The sequence below is a fragment of the Burkholderia sp. Cy-637 genome, from assembly GCF_011753175.1.
Lineage (GTDB): Bacteria > Pseudomonadota > Gammaproteobacteria > Burkholderiales > Burkholderiaceae > Burkholderia > Burkholderia gladioli.
Map to the genome: position 1 here is coordinate 1 of NZ_VWWC01000131.1, position 19,858 is coordinate 19,858.

18 protein-coding genes are annotated in these 19,858 nt (G+C 70.8%); 5 read left to right on the top strand and 13 right to left on the bottom strand.

The window, feature by feature from the left end; genetic code table 11:
- From F3J10_RS36025 to F3J10_RS26250, 5 genes are all read right to left on the bottom strand, one after another.
- The coding region (locus F3J10_RS36025) for a hypothetical protein (RefSeq protein WP_205200481.1) at nucleotides 1-982 on the bottom strand (982 nt) is incomplete at its 3' end.
- Nucleotides 979-1,491 (bottom strand): pilus assembly protein, encoded by a 513-nt coding sequence (locus F3J10_RS26235; RefSeq protein WP_205200483.1) that lies wholly within the window; start codon nucleotides 1,489-1,491, stop codon nucleotides 979-981. The genes F3J10_RS36025 and F3J10_RS26235, both read right to left, overlap by 4 nt.
- Nucleotides 1,484-2,419, bottom strand: coding sequence for a branched-chain amino acid ABC transporter permease (locus tag F3J10_RS26240; protein ID WP_167243336.1), 936 nt, complete (start codon nucleotides 2,417-2,419; stop codon nucleotides 1,484-1,486). Before F3J10_RS26240 ends, F3J10_RS26235 begins: the two co-directional genes overlap by 8 nt.
- Before the next feature lie 7 nt (nucleotides 2,420-2,426).
- Complete coding sequence (locus F3J10_RS26245) at nucleotides 2,427-2,873, bottom strand: thioesterase family protein (protein ID WP_046575778.1); 447 nt, start codon at nucleotides 2,871-2,873, stop codon at nucleotides 2,427-2,429.
- 39 nt (nucleotides 2,874-2,912) lie between these two features.
- A complete protein-coding gene (locus F3J10_RS26250; RefSeq protein WP_036051851.1) occupies nucleotides 2,913-3,143 on the bottom strand; it encodes a hypothetical protein in 231 nt (76 codons plus the stop codon).
- A gap of 185 nt (nucleotides 3,144-3,328) precedes the next feature.
- Between F3J10_RS26250 and F3J10_RS26255 the strand changes: the two genes are divergently transcribed.
- A complete protein-coding gene (locus F3J10_RS26255; protein WP_013697703.1) occupies nucleotides 3,329-3,670 on the top strand; it encodes a YbjQ family protein in 342 nt (113 codons plus the stop codon).
- Nucleotides 3,671-3,773: 103 nt separating this feature from the next.
- Here the strand turns inward: F3J10_RS26255 and F3J10_RS26260 are convergent, their stop codons facing one another.
- Nucleotides 3,774-4,310, bottom strand: coding sequence for an NUDIX domain-containing protein (locus F3J10_RS26260; protein ID WP_167243337.1), 537 nt, complete (start codon nucleotides 4,308-4,310; stop codon nucleotides 3,774-3,776).
- Between the two features lie 260 nt (nucleotides 4,311-4,570).
- Nucleotides 4,571-5,917: a YbfB/YjiJ family MFS transporter gene (locus F3J10_RS26265; RefSeq protein WP_167243338.1), complete on the bottom strand. Its 1,347-nt coding sequence runs from the start codon at nucleotides 5,915-5,917 to the stop codon at nucleotides 4,571-4,573.
- Between the two features lie 118 nt (nucleotides 5,918-6,035).
- Between F3J10_RS26265 and F3J10_RS26270 the strand changes: the two genes are divergently transcribed.
- Entirely contained in the window at nucleotides 6,036-7,007 is a 972-nt protein-coding gene (locus F3J10_RS26270) for a LysR substrate-binding domain-containing protein (protein WP_167243339.1), read from the top strand.
- A gap of 51 nt (nucleotides 7,008-7,058) precedes the next feature.
- Here F3J10_RS26270 and F3J10_RS26275 read toward each other — a convergent pair whose 3' ends face one another.
- From F3J10_RS26275 to xylF, 4 genes are all read right to left on the bottom strand, one after another.
- Nucleotides 7,059-7,826, bottom strand: coding sequence for an SDR family oxidoreductase (locus F3J10_RS26275; RefSeq protein WP_167243340.1), 768 nt, complete (start codon nucleotides 7,824-7,826; stop codon nucleotides 7,059-7,061).
- Nucleotides 7,827-7,889: 63 nt separating this feature from the next.
- Entirely contained in the window at nucleotides 7,890-9,092 is a 1,203-nt protein-coding gene (locus F3J10_RS26280) for a sugar ABC transporter permease (RefSeq protein ID WP_103691153.1), read from the bottom strand.
- A complete protein-coding gene (gene xylG, locus F3J10_RS26285; protein ID WP_013697697.1) occupies nucleotides 9,089-10,648 on the bottom strand; it encodes a D-xylose ABC transporter ATP-binding protein in 1,560 nt (519 codons plus the stop codon). The genes F3J10_RS26280 and xylG overlap by 4 nt, the downstream gene beginning before the upstream one ends.
- Nucleotides 10,649-10,680: 32 nt before the next feature.
- Nucleotides 10,681-11,709, bottom strand: a complete 1,029-nt coding sequence (gene xylF, locus F3J10_RS26290; RefSeq protein ID WP_167243341.1) for a D-xylose ABC transporter substrate-binding protein — start codon at nucleotides 11,707-11,709, stop codon at nucleotides 10,681-10,683.
- A gap of 344 nt (nucleotides 11,710-12,053) precedes the next feature.
- Here xylF and F3J10_RS26295 point away from each other — a divergent pair, with 344 nt between their 5' ends.
- Together F3J10_RS26295 and F3J10_RS26300 are read left to right on the top strand one after the other, a co-directional pair.
- Nucleotides 12,054-13,277 carry a DNA-binding transcriptional regulator gene (locus F3J10_RS26295; RefSeq protein ID WP_166914721.1) on the top strand — a complete coding sequence of 408 codons (1,224 nt, stop codon included), beginning with the start codon at nucleotides 12,054-12,056 and terminating at the stop codon, nucleotides 13,275-13,277.
- Complete coding sequence (locus tag F3J10_RS26300; protein WP_166914719.1) at nucleotides 13,274-14,356, top strand: aldose epimerase family protein; 1,083 nt, start codon at nucleotides 13,274-13,276, stop codon at nucleotides 14,354-14,356. Before F3J10_RS26295 ends, F3J10_RS26300 begins: the two co-directional genes overlap by 4 nt.
- Nucleotides 14,357-14,456: 100 nt before the next feature.
- On the opposite strand, the gene F3J10_RS26305 is transcribed toward F3J10_RS26300, so the two are convergent.
- Nucleotides 14,457-15,875 carry an aldehyde dehydrogenase family protein gene (locus F3J10_RS26305; RefSeq protein ID WP_167243342.1) on the bottom strand — a complete coding sequence of 473 codons (1,419 nt, stop codon included), beginning with the start codon at nucleotides 15,873-15,875 and terminating at the stop codon, nucleotides 14,457-14,459.
- Nucleotides 15,876-16,004: 129 nt separating this feature from the next.
- On the opposite strand from F3J10_RS26305, the gene F3J10_RS26310 reads away from it, so the two are divergent.
- Nucleotides 16,005-16,949: a LysR family transcriptional regulator gene (locus F3J10_RS26310; RefSeq protein WP_166914718.1), complete on the top strand. Its 945-nt coding sequence runs from the start codon at nucleotides 16,005-16,007 to the stop codon at nucleotides 16,947-16,949.
- 96 nt (nucleotides 16,950-17,045) lie between these two features.
- Here F3J10_RS26310 and alaS read toward each other — a convergent pair whose 3' ends face one another.
- Nucleotides 17,046-19,670, bottom strand: coding sequence for an alanine--tRNA ligase (gene alaS, locus F3J10_RS26315; protein ID WP_025099794.1), 2,625 nt, complete (start codon nucleotides 19,668-19,670; stop codon nucleotides 17,046-17,048).
- Between the last annotated feature and the right edge of the window lie 188 nt (nucleotides 19,671-19,858).

Genomic DNA, 19,858 nt, shown 5'->3' on the forward strand with positions numbered 1-19,858 from the left:
TCGCTGCGTGCGCCGCCGCGGCCGGCTTCGCCGTCGCCAGCGCCGGCAGCGTCACCGGCGACTTCGGCACCGACGTCACCGCGCTCACCGGCTTGGCCGCCGTCGCCTCGCCATGCGCCTGCGCATTCACCGGCACCACCGCCAGCGGATGCGGGCTCACCGCGCCCGAGGTCGGCAGCGGCACGAAACCGTCACCGGATGCCAGCGCGCGCCGAGTCGTGTCGATCGTCGACGCGGCTTGCGGCATCGCTGCCGCCGACTTCGCCGCAACCGCCGAAACCGCGACCGCCGCCCCGCTCGCCGAAGCCGCGCTTGCCGCCGCCACCCCACTCGCAGGCGCACCGGCCACCGCCGTCGCCGAGGCACCGGAAGCCGCTCCCGCCGCCTCGATCGCCGCCACCTCCGATGCGCTCAGCGGCGCGATCGTCACCGGTCGCAGGAAAGCCGTGAAGCGCAGGTTCGCCTCCACGCCGGCATCGTTGGCCGAGCCGCGCTTGAAGCGCATGTCGTCGAGCGCCGCGTAGGGCACGGCCAGCAGCACCTTCTCGCTGAACAGCCGCAGCTTCGCGTAATCGCCCTTCACCGGCAGCACGATGGTGTAGGTATCGAAGCGCCCGGGCGTGTCGTGCCCCGGCTTGTACTCGGCCTTGTCGAGCGTGACGCCGGCCGCGGCCGCGGCCTCGAACAGGCGCATCACGATCTCGCCGGTGTGCGCCGAATCGCCCAGCCCGCGATAGAAGCCGGCCAGCCGATCGGCGGCCAGCTCGGGCGCCGAGATCACCGGTTTGGGCGGCGGCAGCGTGGCCAGGCGCGCCGCCGAGCGCGTCTCGTCCTCGACGCGCGCGGCCATGCCGGGCAGCACGCCGAGCCACAGCAGCGCGGCGCAGACCAGCGCCGCGCCGGCCGCCAAAGGGCCGGTGCCGAAGCGCGCCAGCGCGAGGCGCAGCCGCAGCAGGCCGCGCGCGAGGGATTGCAGGTTCACGATCCGCTCCCCCGCCATTGCACCTCGACCTGGAACCGCAGCACCGGGTCCATGCCGTCCTTCACGAGCTCGTGCCGGGTCAGCGTCACGCGGCCCAGCAGCGGCTGCCTGCCGAGCGCGGCCAGGTAGTCGAGCAGGTCCTGGCTGCCCGCGCATTCGGCCTCGATGCGGATCAGCGCGCGCGCCGGCTCGGGGGTAATGCTCATCAGCGCGATCTGCGCCGGGGTGGCCGCTTCGATCGAATCGAGCAGCGCGTCCCAGGGCAGGTTCAGGCGCGCCACCGCCAGGTTGACGGCCGCCGCCTGCTTGGCGTCGACCGGCTCGCGGTGCACGCGCTGCGCCGCGCGCAGGATCCGCTCGTTGCGCTCGACGATGCGCGCGGTCTGCGCGTCGAGCGCCTGCAGCCTGACGATCAGCGTCTGCGCGCGCCACGCGGCCACGCCGCACAGCAGCAGGCCGACCAGCGCGAGCCAGCCGGCCGCTTCGCGCGAGCGGCGCGCCTCAGGCATCCTCGCGCTCCCCGAACAAGCCGCGCGCGCGGCTCACCAGCACCGCCACCAGCAGCAGGTAGGGCACCAGCGGCGCGCACTGGGCCACGCTCAGCGCGCGCCAGGCCTCGGGCAAGGCCGCGCCCAGCGCGTCGGCCAGGCTGCCGAGCGAGGCCGTGCTGGCCACCGCGAAGGTCTGCGCGCAGCCCACCAGCAGCGAGGCGAGAAAGGCTCCGCCCAGCGAGCCGAGCCCGCCGATCACCACCACCGCGAACACCACCGAGCCGACCGTGCCGGCCATCGACGGCTCGACCACCGTCAGCGGCGCGCCGATCGCCCCGGCCAGCGCGGCCAGCGCCGTGCCGGCCGCGAACACCAGGGTGGTCAGACGCGGCACGTCGTGGCCGAGCGCCTCGACCGCGGCGCGATGGGTGAGCGCCGCGCGCACGATGCGGCCCGTCTGCGAGACGCGCAGCAGCAGGCCCAGCGCCAGCAGCATGACCACCGAGACCAGCATCGCGAAACCGCGATAACGCGGGAAGGCCGCGCCATAGAGCGTGAACCAGGTGCCGTCGAGCCCGGCCGGCACCGTGGCGGCGAGCGGCGCGGCGCCCCAGGCCAGCTTCGCGCCCTCGGCGATCAGGTAGGCCAGCCCGAAGGTCAGCAGCATCTCGCCGAGATGGCCTTGCGCGCGCACGCGGCGCAGCAGCAGGCGCTCGACCAGCGCGCCGAGCCCGCCCACCAGCAGCGGCGCCAGCACGAAGGCCGCCCAGGGATCGAGCCGCGCCGCCAACAACACGCCGAAGTAGGCGCCGAGCAGGTAGAAGCTGGCATGCGCGAAATTGAGCACGCCCAGCAGGCTGAAGATCAGCGTCAGCCCCGCCGACAGCATGAACAGCAGGAGCCCGTAACCGAGGCCCGTCAGCAGGTTGACCAGGAAGGACTGCACGCGCGCGTCAGAGCGCCAGCGGCGCGAGCGCGGCGCGCAGCGCCTCGGGCAGCGGCACCGGGCGCCGGCTCTCGCGGCCCACGTAGACGTGCACGAAATGACCCTGCGCGGCCGGCGCCGCCTCGCCCTCGGCGAACAGGCCGATCTCGTAGCGCACGCTCGAGCTGCCCAGCCGCGCCACGCGCAGGCCGGCCTCGACGCGCTGCGGGAAGGACAGCGAGGCGTAGTAGTTGCACTGCGTCTCGACCACCAGGCCGATGGTCTCGCCGCGCTCGAAATCGAGCACGCCGCGCGCGATCAGGTAGTCGTTGACCACCGTGTCGAAGTAGCTGTAGTAGACGACATTGTTGACGTGGCCATAGACGTCGTTGTCCATCCAGCGCGTCGGGATGGCGAGGAAATGGCGGTAGGCCTCGCGGCCGAGCGGCGCGGGTTTGCCGGCGGGTTGATTCATGGGAAACGCGCTCCGTTGGGTGGATGATCGCAAGCTTGCTCAGGCGCGCCAGCGCGGCGTCTCGCCGGTGGCCCAGACCACGGCGAGAAACACCGCGCTCAGGACCAGCACCGCCAGCAGGAAGCGCCCCTGCCCGCGCTTGGGCGGGTAGACGAAGGCGGCGCCCGACATCAGCGCGACATAGGCCAGCAGGACCAGCCAGCCCTGCCAGGTGGCGGGCGCACCCCAGCCCCAGCCATGGGTTTTCGCCGGGAACCAGTAAGGATCCATGTCTCGCTCGCTTGCTCGAATTCGTGACGATGCCGGCGATTCTATGGGAGCGTCGGGGTACTGACCAGCCGGGCGGCGACACGAAAAGACACGATGTCCCGGGAATTCGCGCCGGCCGGGCTCGTCGAAACCTGACATCGAGATGACAATCTCGCGATATCGACCACCTACGCGACGAGGATTCCATGCCCGCTTCCCACCTGATCACCACCGCCTTCGAACTGCCCGGCCAGCGCATCGAGGCCTCGCTCGGCATCGCGCGCGGCATCGTGGTGCGCTCGCGCTCGATAGTCGGCTCGTTCGGCGCCGCGATCCAGACGATCTTCGGCGGCAATATCTCGCTCTATACCTCGCTGTGCGAGCGCGCCCGGCAGGAAGCCTACGACAAGATGCTGGCCCAGGCCGCCGGGCTCGGCGCCAACGCCATCATCGGCATGCGCTACGACGCCACCGAGATCGGCTCGGGCATCACCGAGGTGCTCTGCTACGGCACGGCCGTGCGCGTGGTGCCGGCCGCGGCCGGCTGAGCGGCGGCGCCGCCGCTGCCGCGGGAAACAGGAAAGCAAGAAGGCCGCGCGGGTCGATGCCCGCGCGGCCTTCGCATGTTTGCCGCCGGTTCGGTCGGCTGGTTTATTGCCCCGGCCGGTCGACGAAGCTCACCTCGAGGCCGCGCGCGCGCATCCAGTCCGCCACCGCGTAGCCGGTGCCGGCGCGCCAGGGGCGCAGCTTCGGCGGCTCGACCAGGCGGTATTCGAGCAGCTCCGGCGAGAGCCGCACCTCGCCCGAGGCGCGCACGTGATAGGCGATGATCAGCTCGTTCTTGCGGATGAATTCATAGACGCCCACCAGCTCGACCGTGTCGGCCCGCAAGGCGGTTTCCTCCAGCACCTCGCGCGTGATCCCTTCTTCCGGCGTCTCGCCGTTCTCGAGGAAACCGGTGATCAGCGCGAACATGCCTTCGGGCCAGGCGGCATTGCGCGCCAGCAGCACCTTGCCGTCGATCTCGACGATCGCCGCCACCACCGGCAAGGGGTTGTTCCAGTGGACATAACCGCATTCGACGTCGGGACAGGCCTGGCGCGTGCGGCCGCCCTCCTCGGGCGAATCGGCGCGGGTCGTGAGCGGGCTCGCGCAGCGCGGGCAGAAACGGTACTCGGCAGTGGTCATCGGAGGGGAGCGCATGCGGCGCGGCCTTGAACCGCCAGGCGCGCCGTCGTTCGAGGGATCGGCGAAGCGCTCATTCTAGCGAGTTTGGCGCTTGCGCATCGGCCGCCGGTTCGCCCTGGCCGAAGGGCCGCGCAGCCGCCTCGTCGGCCCGGCACGCGCCGGTCTCGCCAGCGGCTCCGGAACGCGAGCGGCAGCGAGTCGCCCCGATTGTCCCGGCCGCGCCGCCGCCGGCCTTTGCTGCTCCTGCCGATCCTGCCGCATCAAGCGCCCTGCCCGCCCCGCTCGACCGCCCGGCCGCGTGCCGCCAGCCCCCAGGCCGCGAAACCGGTCGCTCCCGCCAGCAGCACCGCTACCGCGATCCACAGCGCCGGCGAAAACGAGCCGGCGCGTGCCACCACCGGCGCTGCGACCAGCGGCCCGGCGATCTGCCCGAGCCCGTAGCAGGCCGTGGCGTAACCCATCAGGCCGGCCGCGTCGTCGCCGTGCAGGCGGCGTGCCTCGCGCATCGCGAACAGTGTGATCGCCGTGAACGGCAGGCCCAGCAGCGCGCTGCCCAGGGCGAATCCGGCCGCGCTCGGCCAGACGATGCCGAGCACGATCGCCAGCGCCTGCAGCGCGTAGCACAAGGCCAGCAACAGGCGATTGTCCCAGCGCGCGGGCAGCCGCGAGCCGAACACCGCGCCCAGCATCTGCGCCGCGCCGAACATCGGCCAGAAGCGATCGGGCCAGGGCGAGCCGATCGGCAGCGCGCCGCGCGCGATCACCGGCAGGAAGGTGGCCGTGATGATGTAGCCGAAACCGGGCGCGCCGTAGAGCAGCACCAGCCGGCGCGCATCGCGACGTGCCGCGGCATGCAGGCCCGGCCGGCCGGAAGACGCGGGCCGCCACATCGTCCCTGCCCTCGCCCGCTCCCCCGCCCTCGGCGCGAACATGCGCCAGATCGGCGCCGCCAGCAGCACCGCGAGCAAGGCGAAGCCGAGCCAGCCGGGCTCGGCGCGCCGGCCGGCCAGGGTGGCACCGACCAGGCCCGTCACCACGATGCCGAAGCCCGCTCCGGTGAAGATCACCCCGCCCCATTGCAGCGCGTCCTGCTCGGCGAGCCGGCGCATCCCCCATTGCGCGGCGAACACGAAGGTCCAGGCGCTCACCACGCCAGCCAGGAAACGCACCGGCAGCCAGAACGCGAAGCCGGGCAGCAGGCCCATCGCGGCGGTCAGCGCGATCGTGGCCAGCAGGCCGCCGCGCACCATGCGCGTCTCGTCGATCCGGATCGCCGCGCAGCTCAGGGCGCCGACGAAATAACCGGCGTAGTTCACCGAGGCCAGCCAGCCGCCGTGGCGGATGTCGAGCGCACCCTGCGCCAGCATCAAGGGCAGCAAGGGCGTGAAGGCGAAGCGGCCCACGCCGAGCGCGACGGCCAGCACGGCGGCGCAGGCCAGCGCGATGCGCAGCGGGCCGGGACCGCGCGCGGCGGCCGGGTTGCTTGCCGTGGAGCCGGCCGTGGCGCCCGAAGCGCTCGAGGCGCTCGAAGCGGCCGAAGTAAGCGAAGCGGCCGAAACAGTCGAATCGAAGGAAGACGAGGCTGGCGGGGCAAGCGGGCGAGTCATGCGGCTCCGGGTCGGCGAAAGGGCGCGCCGGCCATCCGACGCGTCATTTCATGCTAGCCTGCCCGCTCAATCTCGGAAAATGAATAATCGAGAAGCAATTGTTCTCCAGGAGAGAATCATGGATCTGGCGGCATTGGCGATCTTCCGCGCCGTGGTGCGCGAAAACGGCGTCACGCGCGCGGCGGCCAAGCTCAACCGCGTGCAGTCGAACGTGACCACGCGCATCCGCCAGTTGGAGGCGGCGCTCGGCACCGCGCTGTTCGCGCGCGACGGCCGCCGCCTGGTGCTGACCCCGGCCGGCGAGACCCTGCTGCCCTATGCCGAGCGCCTGCTGGCGCTGGCCGACGAGGCGCGGCACGCGGTACGCGAGGACCATCCTCACGGACGGCTGCGGCTCGGCACCATGGAGAGCACGGCCGCGGCGCGCCTGCCCGAGGTGCTCGCGCGTTATCACCAGCGCTGGCCCGAGGTCGGCCTGGAATTGGTGACGGGCGTGACCCGGCGATTGATCGAGCAGGTCCGCGATTTCGAGCTCGACGCCGCCCTGCTCGCCACGCCGCCGCAACCCGAGCTGCTCGACCCGGCCGTGTTCGAGCAGGTGAGCGTCTATCACGAGCCGCTGGCGCTGATCGCGCCGCGCGGCCATCCGCGCATCGTCACCGCGCACGACCTGCGCGTGCCGACCCTGGTGGCGTTCGAGCGCGGCTGCGCCTATCGCGGTTATGTCGAGCGCTGGTACGCGGCCGCCGAATGCCAGCCCTCGCGTGTGCTCGAACTGGGTTCCTACCACGCGATCCTGGCCTGCGTGGCGGCCGGCGCGGGGGTGGCGATCGCGCCGCGCAACGTGCTGGACGGCTCGCCGATGGCGGCGGCGATGTCGATCCACGCGGTGGTCGACATCGCGCCCGTCGACACCTTGCTGGTATGGCGGCGCGGCCACGGCTCGGCCGCCTTGCTGGCGCTGCGCGACGCGCTGCTCGCGCAGGCCGGCGGGATCGACGACCAGGCCCGGGCGCCGGCAACCCGCGAGGCTGTCGCCGGCAAGCCCGGCCGCGCGAGGCGCAAGCGGGCGAGCGCGGCGGCGGCCTGAACGCGGCGCCGCCTCCCGCGCGTCGTCAAGACGAAACGAAACCCGCCCCGCTCAACCGCCGAACCACCCCGCATCGACGTAATACTCGCGCGCCGTGCAGCGCGCCGCGTCGTCGGAGGCGAGAAACAGCGCCATGCTCGCCACGTGCTCCGGCTCCACGCGCAGGTGCAGGCACTGCGCATCCACCAGCCGCGCCTCGCTCTCGGGCGACTGCCACAGCTGCATCTGGCGCGGCGTCCTCACCGCGCCGGGCACGATGCAGTTCACGCGGATGCCGAACTCGCCGAGGTCGCGCGCCAGCCCCCGCGTGAGCCCCTCGATGCCGGCCTTGGCGGTCATGTAGATCGACAGCCCGCGCTCGGCGATATGCCAGGAGATCGAGCCGAGATTGAGGATCACGCCGCGCCCGAGCCGCTTCATGCCCGGCAGCACCGCCTGCGCGCAGAAGAACTGGTGGCGCAGGTTCACCTCCATGCGGCGGTCCCAGTAGTCGGCGCTCACCACGCCGATCTCGTGGCGATCGTCGTTGGCGGCATTGTTGACGAGCACCTCGACGGGCCCCGCCTCGGCCTCGATCGCGGCGAAGGCCGCGTTCAGCGCCTCGATGTCGCGCAGGTCGCAATGGCGGAACACGGGCGGATGCGCGGCGCCGGCGAGCGAGGCCGCGAACGCCTCGGAGGCCTCGCGCGCGACGTCGACGAAGCTCACGCGCGCGCCCTGCGCGACGAAGGCCGCGACGATGGCCGCGCCGATGCCGCTGCCGCCGCCGGTGACGAGGACATGGCGGCCGGCCAGGCTCGGATAGATGGCATGGGTCATGGATGTTCCGGAAAAGCGGTCAGGAAAACGTTGATAAGAAAGGAAAGGCTTGCGGCGGCCCGCTCAGCGGCGCCCGGCGCGCGACATCACGTCGATCCACACCGCCAGCACCAGGATCGAGCCCTTGACGATCATCTGCCAGTAGGCGTCGACGTCGAGCATCGACATGCCGTTGTCGAGGCTGGCCATCACCAGCGCGCCGATCAGCGCGCCGTGCACGGTGCCCGCGCCGCCGCGCATCGAGGTGCCGCCGATGAAGCAGGCCGCGATCGCGTCGAGCTCGCCCATGTTGCCGGCCGAGGGCGAGCCCGCCGCCAGCCGCGCGGTGTTGACGATGCCGGCGAAGGCGCACATCAGCCCCATCAGCGCGAAGATCGCCAGCTTGACGCGATCGGTGTTGATGCCCGACAGGCGCGTGGCCTCCAGGTTCGAGCCGACCGAGTAGATGCGCCGGCCGAACACGGTCTGGGTGGCGATCCAGGAGAACGCGCCGAGCAGGGCCAGCACGATCAGCACCGGCACGGGGATGCCGCCGTAGCCGTCGAGCGTGGCCACGAAGGCGGCGATGATCAGCCCGGCGGCCACCAGCTTGGCGACGTCCTGCCAGAGCGGCGGCACCGCCAGCTGGTAGCGGCGCCGCGCGCCGCGCTGGCGGATCGCGACGAACACCAGCAGCGCGAAGATCAGCACCGCCAGCGCGTCGCCGATGCGCGGCGGCAGGTAGGCCTGCCCGATCGCGACAAAACCGTCCGACACGGGCGCGATGGTCGAGCCGTGCGTGAGGCCCAGCAGGATGCCGCGATAGGCCAGCATGCCGCCCAGCCCGACGATGAACGAGGGCACGCCGCGATAGGTGGACCACCAGCCGTTGAACAGGCCGATCGCCACGCCCAGCGCCATCACGGTGGGCACGGTGGCCGCCACCGGCCAGCCCAGCACCTGGTCGAGAATCGCCGCCACGCCGCCGAGCAGGCCCAGCAGCGAGCCCACCGACAGGTCGATCTCGCCGGCGATGATCACGAACACCATCCCGCAGGCCAGCATGCCGGTGATCGACATCTGCCGCAGCAGGTTGGAGAGGTTGCGCGGCGTGATGAAGGCGCCGTGCGTGAGGATCGAGAACAGCAGCCAGATCGCCGCCACCGCCACCAGCAGCGCGAGGATCTTGTAGCGCGCGAACAGGCGCCGCAACTGCTGCGCGGAGCCGCTCGCGCCGGCCGCGCGGCCGGTCTGCTCGGCGGCCTGGGAAATCGTCTCGGGTGTCATGCGGGGCTTGCCTCGGTCGAAGTCGTGGAAGAGCGCGCGGGCCGGATCGCCGCGCTGAGGATCTGCTCCTGCGTCAGGCCCTCGTTGGGGAAATCGCCGCGCAGCTCGCCGTCGCCGATCACCAGCACGCGATCGGAAATGCCCAGCACCTCGGGCAGCTCGGAGGAGACCATCACGATCGCCATGCCGCGCCTGGCGAGTTCGCCGATCAGCTTGTAGATCTCGTACTTGGCGCCGACGTCGACGCCACGCGTGGGCTCGTCGAGAATCAGCACGCGCGGCTCGGTGAGCAGCATGCGCGTGAGCACGGCCTTCTGCTGGTTGCCGCCCGACAGGCTCGCGATCGACAGCATCGGGTGCGCCGCGCGCACCGACAGGCGCTGCATCTCGACGCGGATCGCGTCGTGCTCGGCGGCCGCGTCGATCCGGCCGAAGCGCGCGTAGCGCTGCAGCACGGCCAGCGTGATGTTGTGGCCCACGCTCAGCTGCGGGACGATGCCGTGGCGCTTGCGGTCCTCGGGCACCATCGCGATGCCGGCGCGGATCGCGTCGAGCGGCGCGCGGATCCTGAGCGGCTTGCCGTCCAGGCGCAGCTCGGCCTGGCTCGCGCCCGGGTAGCAGCCGAAGATCGCCTGCATCAGCTCGGTGCGCCCGGCGCCGACCAGCCCCGCCACGCCGAGGATCTCGCCGCGCCGCACCGAGAAGGACACCGAATCGACGCGCTTGCGGCGCGGGTTGTTGACATCCAGGCAGGTGACCTCGCGCGCCTCCAGCACCACCTCGCCGATCGGATGCGGCTCGCGCGGGAACAGGTTGGCGATCTCGCGGCCCACCATCTGCGCGATGATGCGATCGGTCGACAGCGTGCGCATCGGCTGGGTCGAGACGTGGCGGCCGTCGCGGATCACGGTGATCGTGTCGCACACGGCCTCGACCTCGTCGAGCTTGTGCGAGATGTAGACGCAGGCGATGCCGCGCGCCTTCAGGTCGCGCACGATGTCGAGCAGGATACGCGTCTCGGCCGCCGTCAGCGAGGACGAAGGCTCGTCGAGGATCAGCAGCCGCGCGCGCTTGTTGAGCGCCTTGGCGATCTCGATCAGCTGCTGGTGGCCGCCGCCGTAATGCATCACCGGCAGCGCCACGTTGATGCCCTCGATGCCGAGCCCGGCCAGCAGCTCGTCGGCGCGCCGGTACATGGCCGCGTAGTGCATGCGCCCGCCCGGCAGCGTGATCTCGTTGCCGAGGAACAGGTTCTCGGCCACCGACAGCTCGGGCACCAGCATCAGCTCCTGGTGGATGATCACGATGCCGGCGCGCTCGGTGTCGCGAATCCCGGCGGCGTTGAGCGGCTTGCCTTCCCAGCGGATCTCGCCGTCCCAGGTGCCGCTCGGGTAGACGCCCGAGAGCACCTTCATCAGCGTCGACTTGCCGGCGCCGTTCTCGCCGCACAAGCCGACGCATTCGCCCGGGCGCACCACCAGGTCGATGCCGTCGAGCGCCTTCACGCCGCCGAAGCTCTTCACGATGCCGCGCATTTCCAGCAGGGGTTCCGACATGCGTCGTCCTCTTCGGTCTGGTTGCCTGGCGCTTACTGCGCGCCGATCTGCGCCTGGGTGTAGAAGCCGTCCTTGACGACCACGTCAACGTTGTCCTTCGTCAGCAAGGTGGGCTGCAGCAGCACCGTGTCGACCTTCTTGCGGCCGTTGTCGTACTGCGCGTTGTAGGCCGGCTTGCCGCCCTGGGCCAGCGTCACCGCCAGCTTGGCGGCCTCGCTCGCGATCAGCTTGAGCGGCTTGTAGACGGTCATGGTCTGGGTGCCGGCCACCAGCCGCTTGACGGCGGCCAGGTCGGCATCCTGGCCCGAGACCGGCACCTTGCCGGCCAGGTGCTGGGCGGCCAGCGCCTGGATCGCGCCGCCGGCGGTGCCGTCGTTGGAGGCCACCACCGCGTCGATGCGGTTGTTGTTGGCGGTCAGCGCGTTCTCCATGATGCCGAGCGCGGTCGAGGCGCTCCATTCCGGCACCCATTGCTGGCCCACCACCTGGACGTCGCCGCGGTCGATGGCGGGCTTGAGCACCGTCATCTGCCCCTGGCGCAGCATCTTCGCGTTGTTGTCGGTGGGCGCGCCGCCGAGCAGGAAGTAGCGGCCCTTCGGCCTGACCTTGAGGACGCCCTGCGCCTGCAGCTCGCCGACCTTTTCGTTATCGAAGGAGATGTAGGCGTCCACGTCCGCGTCGAGGATCAGGCGGTCGTAGGACACCACCTTGATGCCGGCCTTCTTCGCCTCGGCCACCACGTTGGTCAGCGCCTTCGAGTTGAACGGCACGATCACGATCACGTCCACGCCGCGCGAGATCAGGTTCTCGATCTGCGAGATCTGGCGCTCCTCGCTGGCGTCGGCCGACTGCACCGATACCTTCGCGCCGAGCTTCTCGGCGGCCGCCACGAAGTAGTCGCGATCGCGCGACCAGCGCTCGACGCGCAGGTCGTCGATGCAGAAGCCTATTTCGGGGTGATCCTTGCTGGCGTGCGCCAGCGGCGCCATCAGCGTCAGGCCGGCCAGCACGGCGCCGGAAACGAGTGAAGCGAGAACGGAACGACGGCGATTCAGGGGCATGTCTGTCTCCATTTCGGTCTGGTTCTTGTAGGGCGTCTTCACGCCTGGCGTCGCTCGATGCTGCGGCGCACGAAGCGCCCGCGCGGGGCGGGCTGCGCACCGGCGGGGCCGGCCCGGCCCGAGGACAAGCGGCATGGTGCATGCGGGCGCGGCGCAGCGGCAATTACGAAATTGCCCAAGCGCCCTAACATTTCTTGCCGGGCCGCGCGAGAAGGCCCGGCCGGCGCCGCCGCTTGCCACTAGAATGAGCGGGCCGCGGGCAAGAGGCGCCCGCCGCGTCGCGCGAGCCGTGCCCAGGTCCGCGGCCAGATGCATAACGACGCCTCGCGAGACACGAACCGACCATGCAACGTGCTTCGTCCGATTCGCCGCAACCGGCGCGCGCACATCGCATCGCGCTGCTGTTCAATGCGAACAAGGTGTACGACCGCGAGCTGATCACCGGGATCGGCGACTACATGCGCTCCACGCGGGTGAGCTGGGACCTGTTCCTCGAGGACGATTTCCGCTGCCGCGTGCAGGGCATCGAGCGCTTCGACGGCGACGGCATCATCGCCGACTTCGACGACCCCGCCGTGGACGCGGCGCTGCGCGGCTGCCGCCTGCCGGTGGTGGCGGTGGGCTCGTCCTACGAGGACGCGGCGCACTACCCGCCCAGCCTGCCCTACGTGGCGACCGACAACGGCCAGCTGGTGGGGCTGGCCTACACGCACCTGATCGAGGCCGGGCTGGAGCATTTCGCGATGTACAGCCTGCCGCCCGCCGACGAGAACCGCTGGGCCCAGCAGCGCGAGCTGGTCTACACGCGGCTGCGCCGCCACGACGTGCCCGACGTGCCGATCGAGGCCGAGATCTATCGCGGCCTGTCGACCAGCGCGCCGACCTGGCATCACGCCACGCGCCAGTTGACCGACTGGCTGCGCGCGCTGCCCAAGCCGGTCGGCGTGATCGCGGTGACCGACGCGCGCGCGCGGCACCTGCTGCAGGCCTGCGTGGCGGCCGGGCTGGCGGTGCCCGAGGAGATCGCCATCATCGGCATCGACAACGATCCGCTCACGCGCACGCTCAGCCGCATCCCGCTGTCCTCGGTGATCCAGGGCACGGTGGAGATGGGCCGCACCGCCGCCCACCTGCTGCACCAGATGCTCGGCGGCGCGCGCTTCGGCGGCCGGCAGATCCTGGTGCCGCCGGTCGGCATCAACGTGCTGGCCTCGACGCGCCACCAGCCGCTGGCCAGCCCCTACGTGATGCGCGCGCGCCACTTCATCCGCCAGTACGCCTGCCAGGGCATCCGCACCGAGCAGGTGGCCGACTACGTGGGCGTGTCGCGCTCCTCGCTGGAGGAGCATTTCCGCCGCGAGCTGCGCTGCACCGTGCACCAGGAGATCCTGCGCCACAAGCTCGACGCGGCCAAGCAACTGCTGGCCACGCGCGAGCTGGCCACCGCCGAGGTGGCGGTACGCTGCGGCTTCACCTCGCCGCAATACATGTACGCCGTGTTTCGTCGCGAACTCGACTGCACGCCGCGCGAATACCAGGAACGCACCATGACGGGAGGTCATGCTTGAGCGCGATCGAATCGCAACGAGCCTATGCGCCGGATGCGCGTGGCCTGACGGAACGCCCCTGGGGCCGGCTGCCCGGCGGGGACGCGGTGCGCCTGTTTACGCTGCGCAACGCGCACGGCATGCGCGTGGCGATCAGCGAGCTGGGCGCCACCCTGGTGTCCTGGCAGGCGCCCGACCGCGCCGGCCGGCTCGGCGAGATCCTGCTCAGGCACGACACGCCGGCCGACTACCTGGCCGCGAACGCCTATTTCGGCGCGCTGGTGGGGCGCTATGCGAACCGCATCGCCGAGGCGCGTTTCTCGCTCGACGGGATCGACTACCCGCTCGACCGCAACGATGGCGCGCAATGCCTGCATGGCGGCTTCGGCGGCTTTCATCGGGCCTTGTGGGAGGCCGAGCCGCGGGAGGATGCGCTGCTGATGCGGCTCGCCTCGCCGGAAGGCGAAGGCGGCTTTCCCGGCAACCTGGAAGTGCGCGTGCGCTACGCGCTCGACGACCACGGCACGCTGTCGATCGGCTACGAGGCGCGCGCCGACGCGCCCACCCCGATCTCGCTGACCAGCCATCCCTATTTCAACCTGAGCGGGCGGCCGCACGGCGATATCGGCGGGCATGTGCTGAGCATCGACGCCGATCGCTACCTGGAAGTCGATGCGCGCCTGATCCCGCAGCGCGAGGCCGGCGTGGCAGGCACCGCCTTCGATTTCCGCCACGCCGCGCCGCTCGGCGCGCGGCTCGGCTGGCCGCATGCGCAGCTCGCGCTGGCGGGCGGCTTCGATCACTGCTTCGTGCTGCGCCCCGCCGAGACCGACGAGCAGGGCGCGCCGCGCGTGCGCGAGGTGGCGCGCGTCTACGAACCCGGCAGCGGCCGCGAGCTGAGCGTGCTGACCGACCAGCCGGGTTTGCAGCTCTACACCGGCAACGGGCTGTCGGGCGCGTTCGCGCGGCACGGCGCGCTGTGCCTCGAAGCCGGCGCGTTCCCGGACCAGATCAACTCGCCGCGGGCCGAGGCCGTGGTGCTGCGCCCCGGCCAGGTCTATCGGCAGGACACGCGCTATCGCGTGACGATCGCGCCATGACAAAAACGGCGACGGGGCTCGATGCCCCGCCGCCGTTTCCACTTCGGTCGTTCCCGCTATTCGCGGCCGGATCGACCGGCCGCGAGCTTCAGCCTCGAGCTCACCCCACCAGCAGCGTCTTCGGCTCCAGGTAGGCGGCGATCCCCCATTTACCCATTTCGCGGCCGAGCCCCGAATGCTTGAAGCCGCCGAACGGCGCGCGCGGCTCGTGGTTCAGCGTGTTGACCAGCACCCGGCCCGAGTCGATGCGCAGCGCCACCCGCTCGCAGCGTTCGCGGTCCTTGCCGAGCACCAGGGCGCTCAGGCCGTAGCGCGTGTCGTTGGCGATCGCGATCGCGTCCTCCTCGTCCTCGTAGGCGATGATCGACAGCACCGGCCCGAAGATCTCCTCGCGCGCGATGCGCATCGCGTTGCTCACGCCCGAGAACAGCGTCGGCTTCACGTACCAGCCCGCCTCCAGCCCGTCGGGGCGACCCTCGCCGCCCGCCAGCAGGCGCGCGCCCTCCTCGCCGCCGAGCCTGATGTAGCCCTGCACGCGCTCCCATTGCTTGCGGCTCACCATCGGCCCGATCTCGGTATCGGCCTCGTGCGGGTTGCCCGACTTGATGCCCGCCACGGCCGCCGCGGCCAGTTGCTCGAACTCGGCGAGCCGCGCGCGCGGCACCAGGATCCGCGTGCCGGCCACGCAGGCCTGGCCGCTGTTCATGAATCCGGCCTGCAGCACCAGCGGCATCGCCTCGGCGAAATCGGCATCGTCGAGCACGATGGTGGGCGACTTGCCGCCCAGCTCCAGCGTGACGCGCTTCATGCCTTCCGCGCCGGCCTCCACCAGGTGCTGGCCGACCGCCGACGAACCCGTGAAGGAGATCTTGGCGACGCGCGGATCGCGCGCGAAGGTCTCGCCGACCACCTCGCCGCGACCGTTGACGATGTTGAACACGCCCGCCGGCAACTCGGCCGCGTGCAACGCCTCGATCACGATGCGGGTCTGCCAGCCGCTCATCTCGCTGGGCTTGATCACCGCCGTGCAGCCGGCCGCCAGCGCGGTGGCGAGCTTGTTGCAGATGAAACCAGCATTGCTGTTCCAGGGCGTGATCAGCGCGGCCACGCCCACCGGCGTCATCACCACGCGCGCCGCGCCGGCCTGCTCCTCGAACGGATAGGCCTCCAGCGTCTCGATCGCCTGCTGGACCGTCTGCGCCGGGTACTGGGCCATCCAGCGCGCCCGCGACGAGGGCGCGCCGTATTCGCCGACCACCGCCTCCAGCAGTTCGTCCTCGCGCGCCACCAGTTGCGTGTGGATGCGGCGCAGCGCGGCCAGCCGTTCCTGCCGCGTGGTGCGCGACCAGGCCGGGAAGGCCGCGGCGGCCGCGGCGATCGCGCGGCGCGCGTCCTCCTCGTCGCCGAGGCGCAGTTGCCCGTTCACCTGCCCGCTGCTCGGGTCGACCAGGTCGAACCATTCCTCGCCGTGGGGCACCACGAATTCGCCATCGATGTAGCTGTGCTCGATCCTTTGCATCTGCCTTCTCCGTCCGGTTGGGCGACGCCGGGGCGGCGTCGTCTTGCATGGAGTCGAGTGTAGGGATTCGGGACTATTCCGATAAGCCGTCCTATCATGCATGGGTTATCCCGAAAAAAAGGACGATCGATGCATCGCACCGGCCTGACCGAACTCGAGGTGGTGCTGGCCGTGGCCCGCCTCGCCAGCTTCCGCGCCGCCTCGCGCGAGCTGGGGATGTCGACCACGGCCGTCAGCGCGGCGGTGGCCGGGCTCGAGGCGCGCCTGAAGGTGCGCCTGTTCAACCGCTCGACGCGCAGCGTGGCGCTGACCGATGCCGGCCAGCGCTACGTGGAGCGCGTCGCGCCGGCGCTGGCCGAGATCCGCCGCGCCGACGAGGAAGCCGGCACCGGGCCCGATGTGCCGAGCGGCACGCTGCGCCTGAACGCCCCGCCCGAAACCGCCACCATGCTGGTGCAGCCGCTGCTGGCCGAGTATCTGAACCGTTATCCGCAGGTGCGCGTCGACGTGGTCAGCGACCTGCGGCTGATCGATATCGTCGCCGACGGCTTCGACGCGGGGATCCGGCTGGCCGAATCGGTGCCGCAGGACATGATCGCGGTGCCGCTGACCGACGAGATCCGCATGCGGGTGGTCGCCACGCCCGGCTACCTGGCGCGCCACGGCACGCCGCGCGAGCCGGCCGAGCTGGTCGACCACCAGTTGATCAGCATGCGGCTGGGGCGCGGCATCTATCACTGGGAGCTGGAGCGCGCGGGCCAGAAGTTCGTCGCCAACCTGCCGATGCGGCTGGTGTTCAGCGACTCGCGCGCGATCCGCCAGGCCACGCTGGCCGGGCTCGGGCTGGGCTTCCTGACCGACTGGTTCGTCAGCGAGGATCTCGCGCGCGGCGCGCTGGTGCCGGTGCTGGACGACTGGTGCCAGCCGTTCGGCGGCTTGCGGCTGTATTACCCGGGGCGGCGCTTCGTGCCGGCGCGGTTGAGGGCCCTGATCGAGCTGGTGCAGGAACGCCGGGCGAACGGGTTGCCGGTGTTCTCGGAGAACTGGACGGCAGCGCCTTGGGAGGCGGGTTGAAGATCGCGCGCCCTTGAAAAAAGCCGCGAACCTCACGGTTCGCGGCTTTGTCGTTCAGGCTTCGGCCGCCGAAACCGGCCGCGCCCAAGCTGAAACTCAGAGCTTCGAGGCCACCCAGGCCTGCACGCCCGCCAGCGCGGCCGGCAGGTTCGCCGGCTCGGTGCCGCCGGCCTGGGCCATGTCCGGCCGGCCGCCGCCCTTGCCGCCCACCTGCTGGGCCACGAAGTTGACGAGTTCGCCGGCCTTGACCTGCTTGCTCGCCTCGGCCGTCACGCCGGCGATCAGGCTGACCTTGCCGCCTTCCACCGCAGCCAGCACCACGGCCGCGTGCTTGAGCTTGTCCTTGAGCTTGTCGACGGTTTCGCGCAGCGTCTTCGAATCGGCGCCGTCCAGCGTGGCGGCCAGCACCTGCACGCCCTTGACGTCGACCGCCTGCTGCGCGAGCTCGTCGCCCTGGCTGGAGGCCAGCTTCGACTTCAGCGCGGCCAGCTCCTTCTCGAGCGACTTGACCTGGTCCTGCACCTGGCCGATGCGCTGGGTCAGTTCCGCCGGCTGCGCCTTGAGCATCGAGGCGGCCGTGTTCAGGCGCGCGTCGAGCTCCTGCACGTAGCGCAGGGCGTTGTCGCCGGTGATCGCCTCGACGCGGCGGATGCCGGCGGCCACGCCGCCTTCCATCACGATCTTGAAGAAGCCGATGTCGCCGGTGCGACGCACGTGGGTGCCGCCGCAGAGTTCGCGCGAGAAGCCCAGGTCGAGCACGCGCACCTCGTCGCCGTACTTCTCGCCGAACAGCGCCATCGCGCCGCCCTTCACCGCGTCGTCGTAGGACATGTTGCTCACGATGCCCGGCGCGTTGGCGAGGATCTCGGCGTTGACGATCGCCTCGACACGGCGGATCTCGTCGTCGCTCATCGGCGCGTTGTGCGCGAAGTCGAAACGCGTCTTGTCGGCGTCGACCAGCGAGCCCTTCTGCTGCACGTGGCTGCCCAGCACCTCGCGCAGCGCCTTGTGCATCAGGTGGGTGACCGAGTGGTTGCGCTCGGTGCGGGCGCGGCGCGCGGCGTCGATCTCGGCGCGCAGCGTGTCGCCCACCTTCAGCGTGCCCTGCTCGACCGTGCCGTGATGGCCGATCACGTCGGCCTGCACCTTCAGCGTGTCCTCGACCGCGAAACGCGTGGCGGCATTAGCCAGCACGCCCTGGTCGCCGACCTGGCCGCCCGATTCCGCGTAGAACGGCGTGTGGTCCAGCACCACCACCGCCTGCTCGCCGGCCTGCGCCTGCTGGACGGCCGTGCCGCCCACGTAGAGCGCGACGATCTTGGCGTCGTCGAAGGCGATGTCCTCGTAGCCGTGGAAGGTAGTCTTGGCGCCCGAGTATTCGAGGCCCTGGGTGGCCTTGAACTTGCCGGCCGCGCGCGCCTGCTCGCGCTGGCGCGCCATGGCGTCGTCGAAGGCCGGCTCGTCGACCGTCATGCCGCGCTCGCGGCAGACGTCGGCCGTCAGGTCCAGCGGGAAACCATACGTGTCGTGCAGCTTGAACGCCAGTTCGCCGTCGAGCTGCTTGGCGCCCTTGGCGTCGAGCTCGGCCAGCGCCGCGTCGAGGATCGTCATGCCGTGCTCGATGGTCTCGAGGAAGCGCTCCTCTTCCTGGCGCAGCACGTCGGTCACGCGGCCTTCGGCTTCCTTCAGTTCCGGATAGGCGCCGCCCATCTCGGCCACCAGGTCGGCCACCAGCTTGTGGAAGAAGGCGCCCTTGCGGCCCAGCTTGTAGCCGTGGCGGATCGCGCGGCGCACGATGCGGCGCAGCACGTAGCCGCGGCCCTCGTTGCCCGGGATCACGCCGTCGACGATCAGGAACGAGCAGGCGCGGATGTGATCGGCGATCACCTTCAGCGAGTTGTTCGTCAGGTCGGCCACGCCCGTCTCGCGCGCGGCGGCCTTGATCAGGTTCTGGAACAGGTCGATCTCGTAGTTGCTGTGCACGTGCTGCAGCACCGCCGCGATCCGCTCCAGGCCCATGCCGGTGTCGATCGACGGCTTCGGCAGGCGCGTCATGTTGCCTTGCGCGTCGCGGTTGAACTGCATGAACACGAGATTCCAGATCTCGATGTAGCGGTCGCCGTCTTCCTCGGGGGATCCCGGCGGGCCGCCCCAGACGTCCGGGCCGTGGTCGTAGAAGATTTCCGAGCAGGGGCCGCAGGGGCCGGTGTCGCCCATCTGCCAGAAGTTGTCCGAGGCGTAGCGCGCGCCCTTGTTGTCGCCGATGCGGATGATGCGCTCGGCCGGCACGCCCACTTCCTTGGCCCAGATGTCGTAGGCCTCGTCATCGTCGTGGTAGACGGTGACCCACAGCTTTTCCTTGGGCAGGCCGTAGACGCTCGTCAGCAGCTCCCAGCCGTAGTGGATCGCGTCCTTCTTGAAGTAGTCGCCGAACGAGAAGTTGCCCAGCATCTCGAAGAAGGTGTGATGGCGCGCGGTGTAGCCGACGTTCTCGAGATCGTTGTGCTTGCCGCCCGCGCGCACGCTGCGCTGCGAGGTGGTCGCGCGCGAGTACGGACGCGATTCGGTGCCGAGGAACACGTCCTTGAACTGCACCATGCCCGAATTGGTGAACAGCAGGGTCGGGTCGTTGCCCGGGACGAGGCTCGACGAACGGACGATCGTATGACCCTTCGATTCGAAGAACTTGAGGAATTTCTCGCGGATTTCGGCGGCTTTCATAGCGTGCGGGAACGGTCCTGCCAGACTGGCTCTGTGGCTATCGGCGCCGTGCGCCGGGGGATCGGGCGCACGGCGGCTGGTTTCTGAAACGATCGATTATACGGGATCGCGACCCGGGGGCGGCAGGCCCGCGCGGGCGGGGGCGGAACGGCGCCGCGCCGGCCCGCGCGGGCGGACGGCCCGGGATG

Coding starts and splice junctions, on each gene's coding strand:
- F3J10_RS26275 (WP_167243340.1), bottom strand. CDS start 7,826: ATGACCCATGCCATCTATCCGAGCCTGGCCGGCCGCCATGTCCTCGTC.
- F3J10_RS26255 (WP_013697703.1), top strand. CDS start 3,329: ATGCCCGCTTCCCACCTGATCACCACCGCCTTCGAACTGCCCGGCCAG.
- F3J10_RS26245 (WP_046575778.1), bottom strand. CDS start 2,873: ATGAATCAACCCGCCGGCAAACCCGCGCCGCTCGGCCGCGAGGCCTAC.
- F3J10_RS26260 (WP_167243337.1), bottom strand. CDS start 4,310: ATGACCACTGCCGAGTACCGTTTCTGCCCGCGCTGCGCGAGCCCGCTC.
- F3J10_RS26270 (WP_167243339.1), top strand. CDS start 6,036: ATGGATCTGGCGGCATTGGCGATCTTCCGCGCCGTGGTGCGCGAAAAC.
- F3J10_RS26265 (WP_167243338.1), bottom strand. CDS start 5,917: ATGACTCGCCCGCTTGCCCCGCCAGCCTCGTCTTCCTTCGATTCGACT.
- xylG (WP_013697697.1), bottom strand. CDS start 10,648: ATGTCGGAACCCCTGCTGGAAATGCGCGGCATCGTGAAGAGCTTCGGC.
- F3J10_RS26310 (WP_166914718.1), top strand. CDS start 16,005: ATGCATCGCACCGGCCTGACCGAACTCGAGGTGGTGCTGGCCGTGGCC.
- F3J10_RS26250 (WP_036051851.1), bottom strand. CDS start 3,143: ATGGATCCTTACTGGTTCCCGGCGAAAACCCATGGCTGGGGCTGGGGT.
- F3J10_RS26235 (WP_205200483.1), bottom strand. CDS start 1,491: ATGCCTGAGGCGCGCCGCTCGCGCGAAGCGGCCGGCTGGCTCGCGCTG.
- F3J10_RS26295 (WP_166914721.1), top strand. CDS start 12,054: ATGCAACGTGCTTCGTCCGATTCGCCGCAACCGGCGCGCGCACATCGC.
- xylF (WP_167243341.1), bottom strand. CDS start 11,709: ATGCCCCTGAATCGCCGTCGTTCCGTTCTCGCTTCACTCGTTTCCGGC.
- F3J10_RS26305 (WP_167243342.1), bottom strand. CDS start 15,875: ATGCAAAGGATCGAGCACAGCTACATCGATGGCGAATTCGTGGTGCCC.
- alaS (WP_025099794.1), bottom strand. CDS start 19,670: ATGAAAGCCGCCGAAATCCGCGAGAAATTCCTCAAGTTCTTCGAATCG.
- F3J10_RS26280 (WP_103691153.1), bottom strand. CDS start 9,092: ATGACACCCGAGACGATTTCCCAGGCCGCCGAGCAGACCGGCCGCGCG.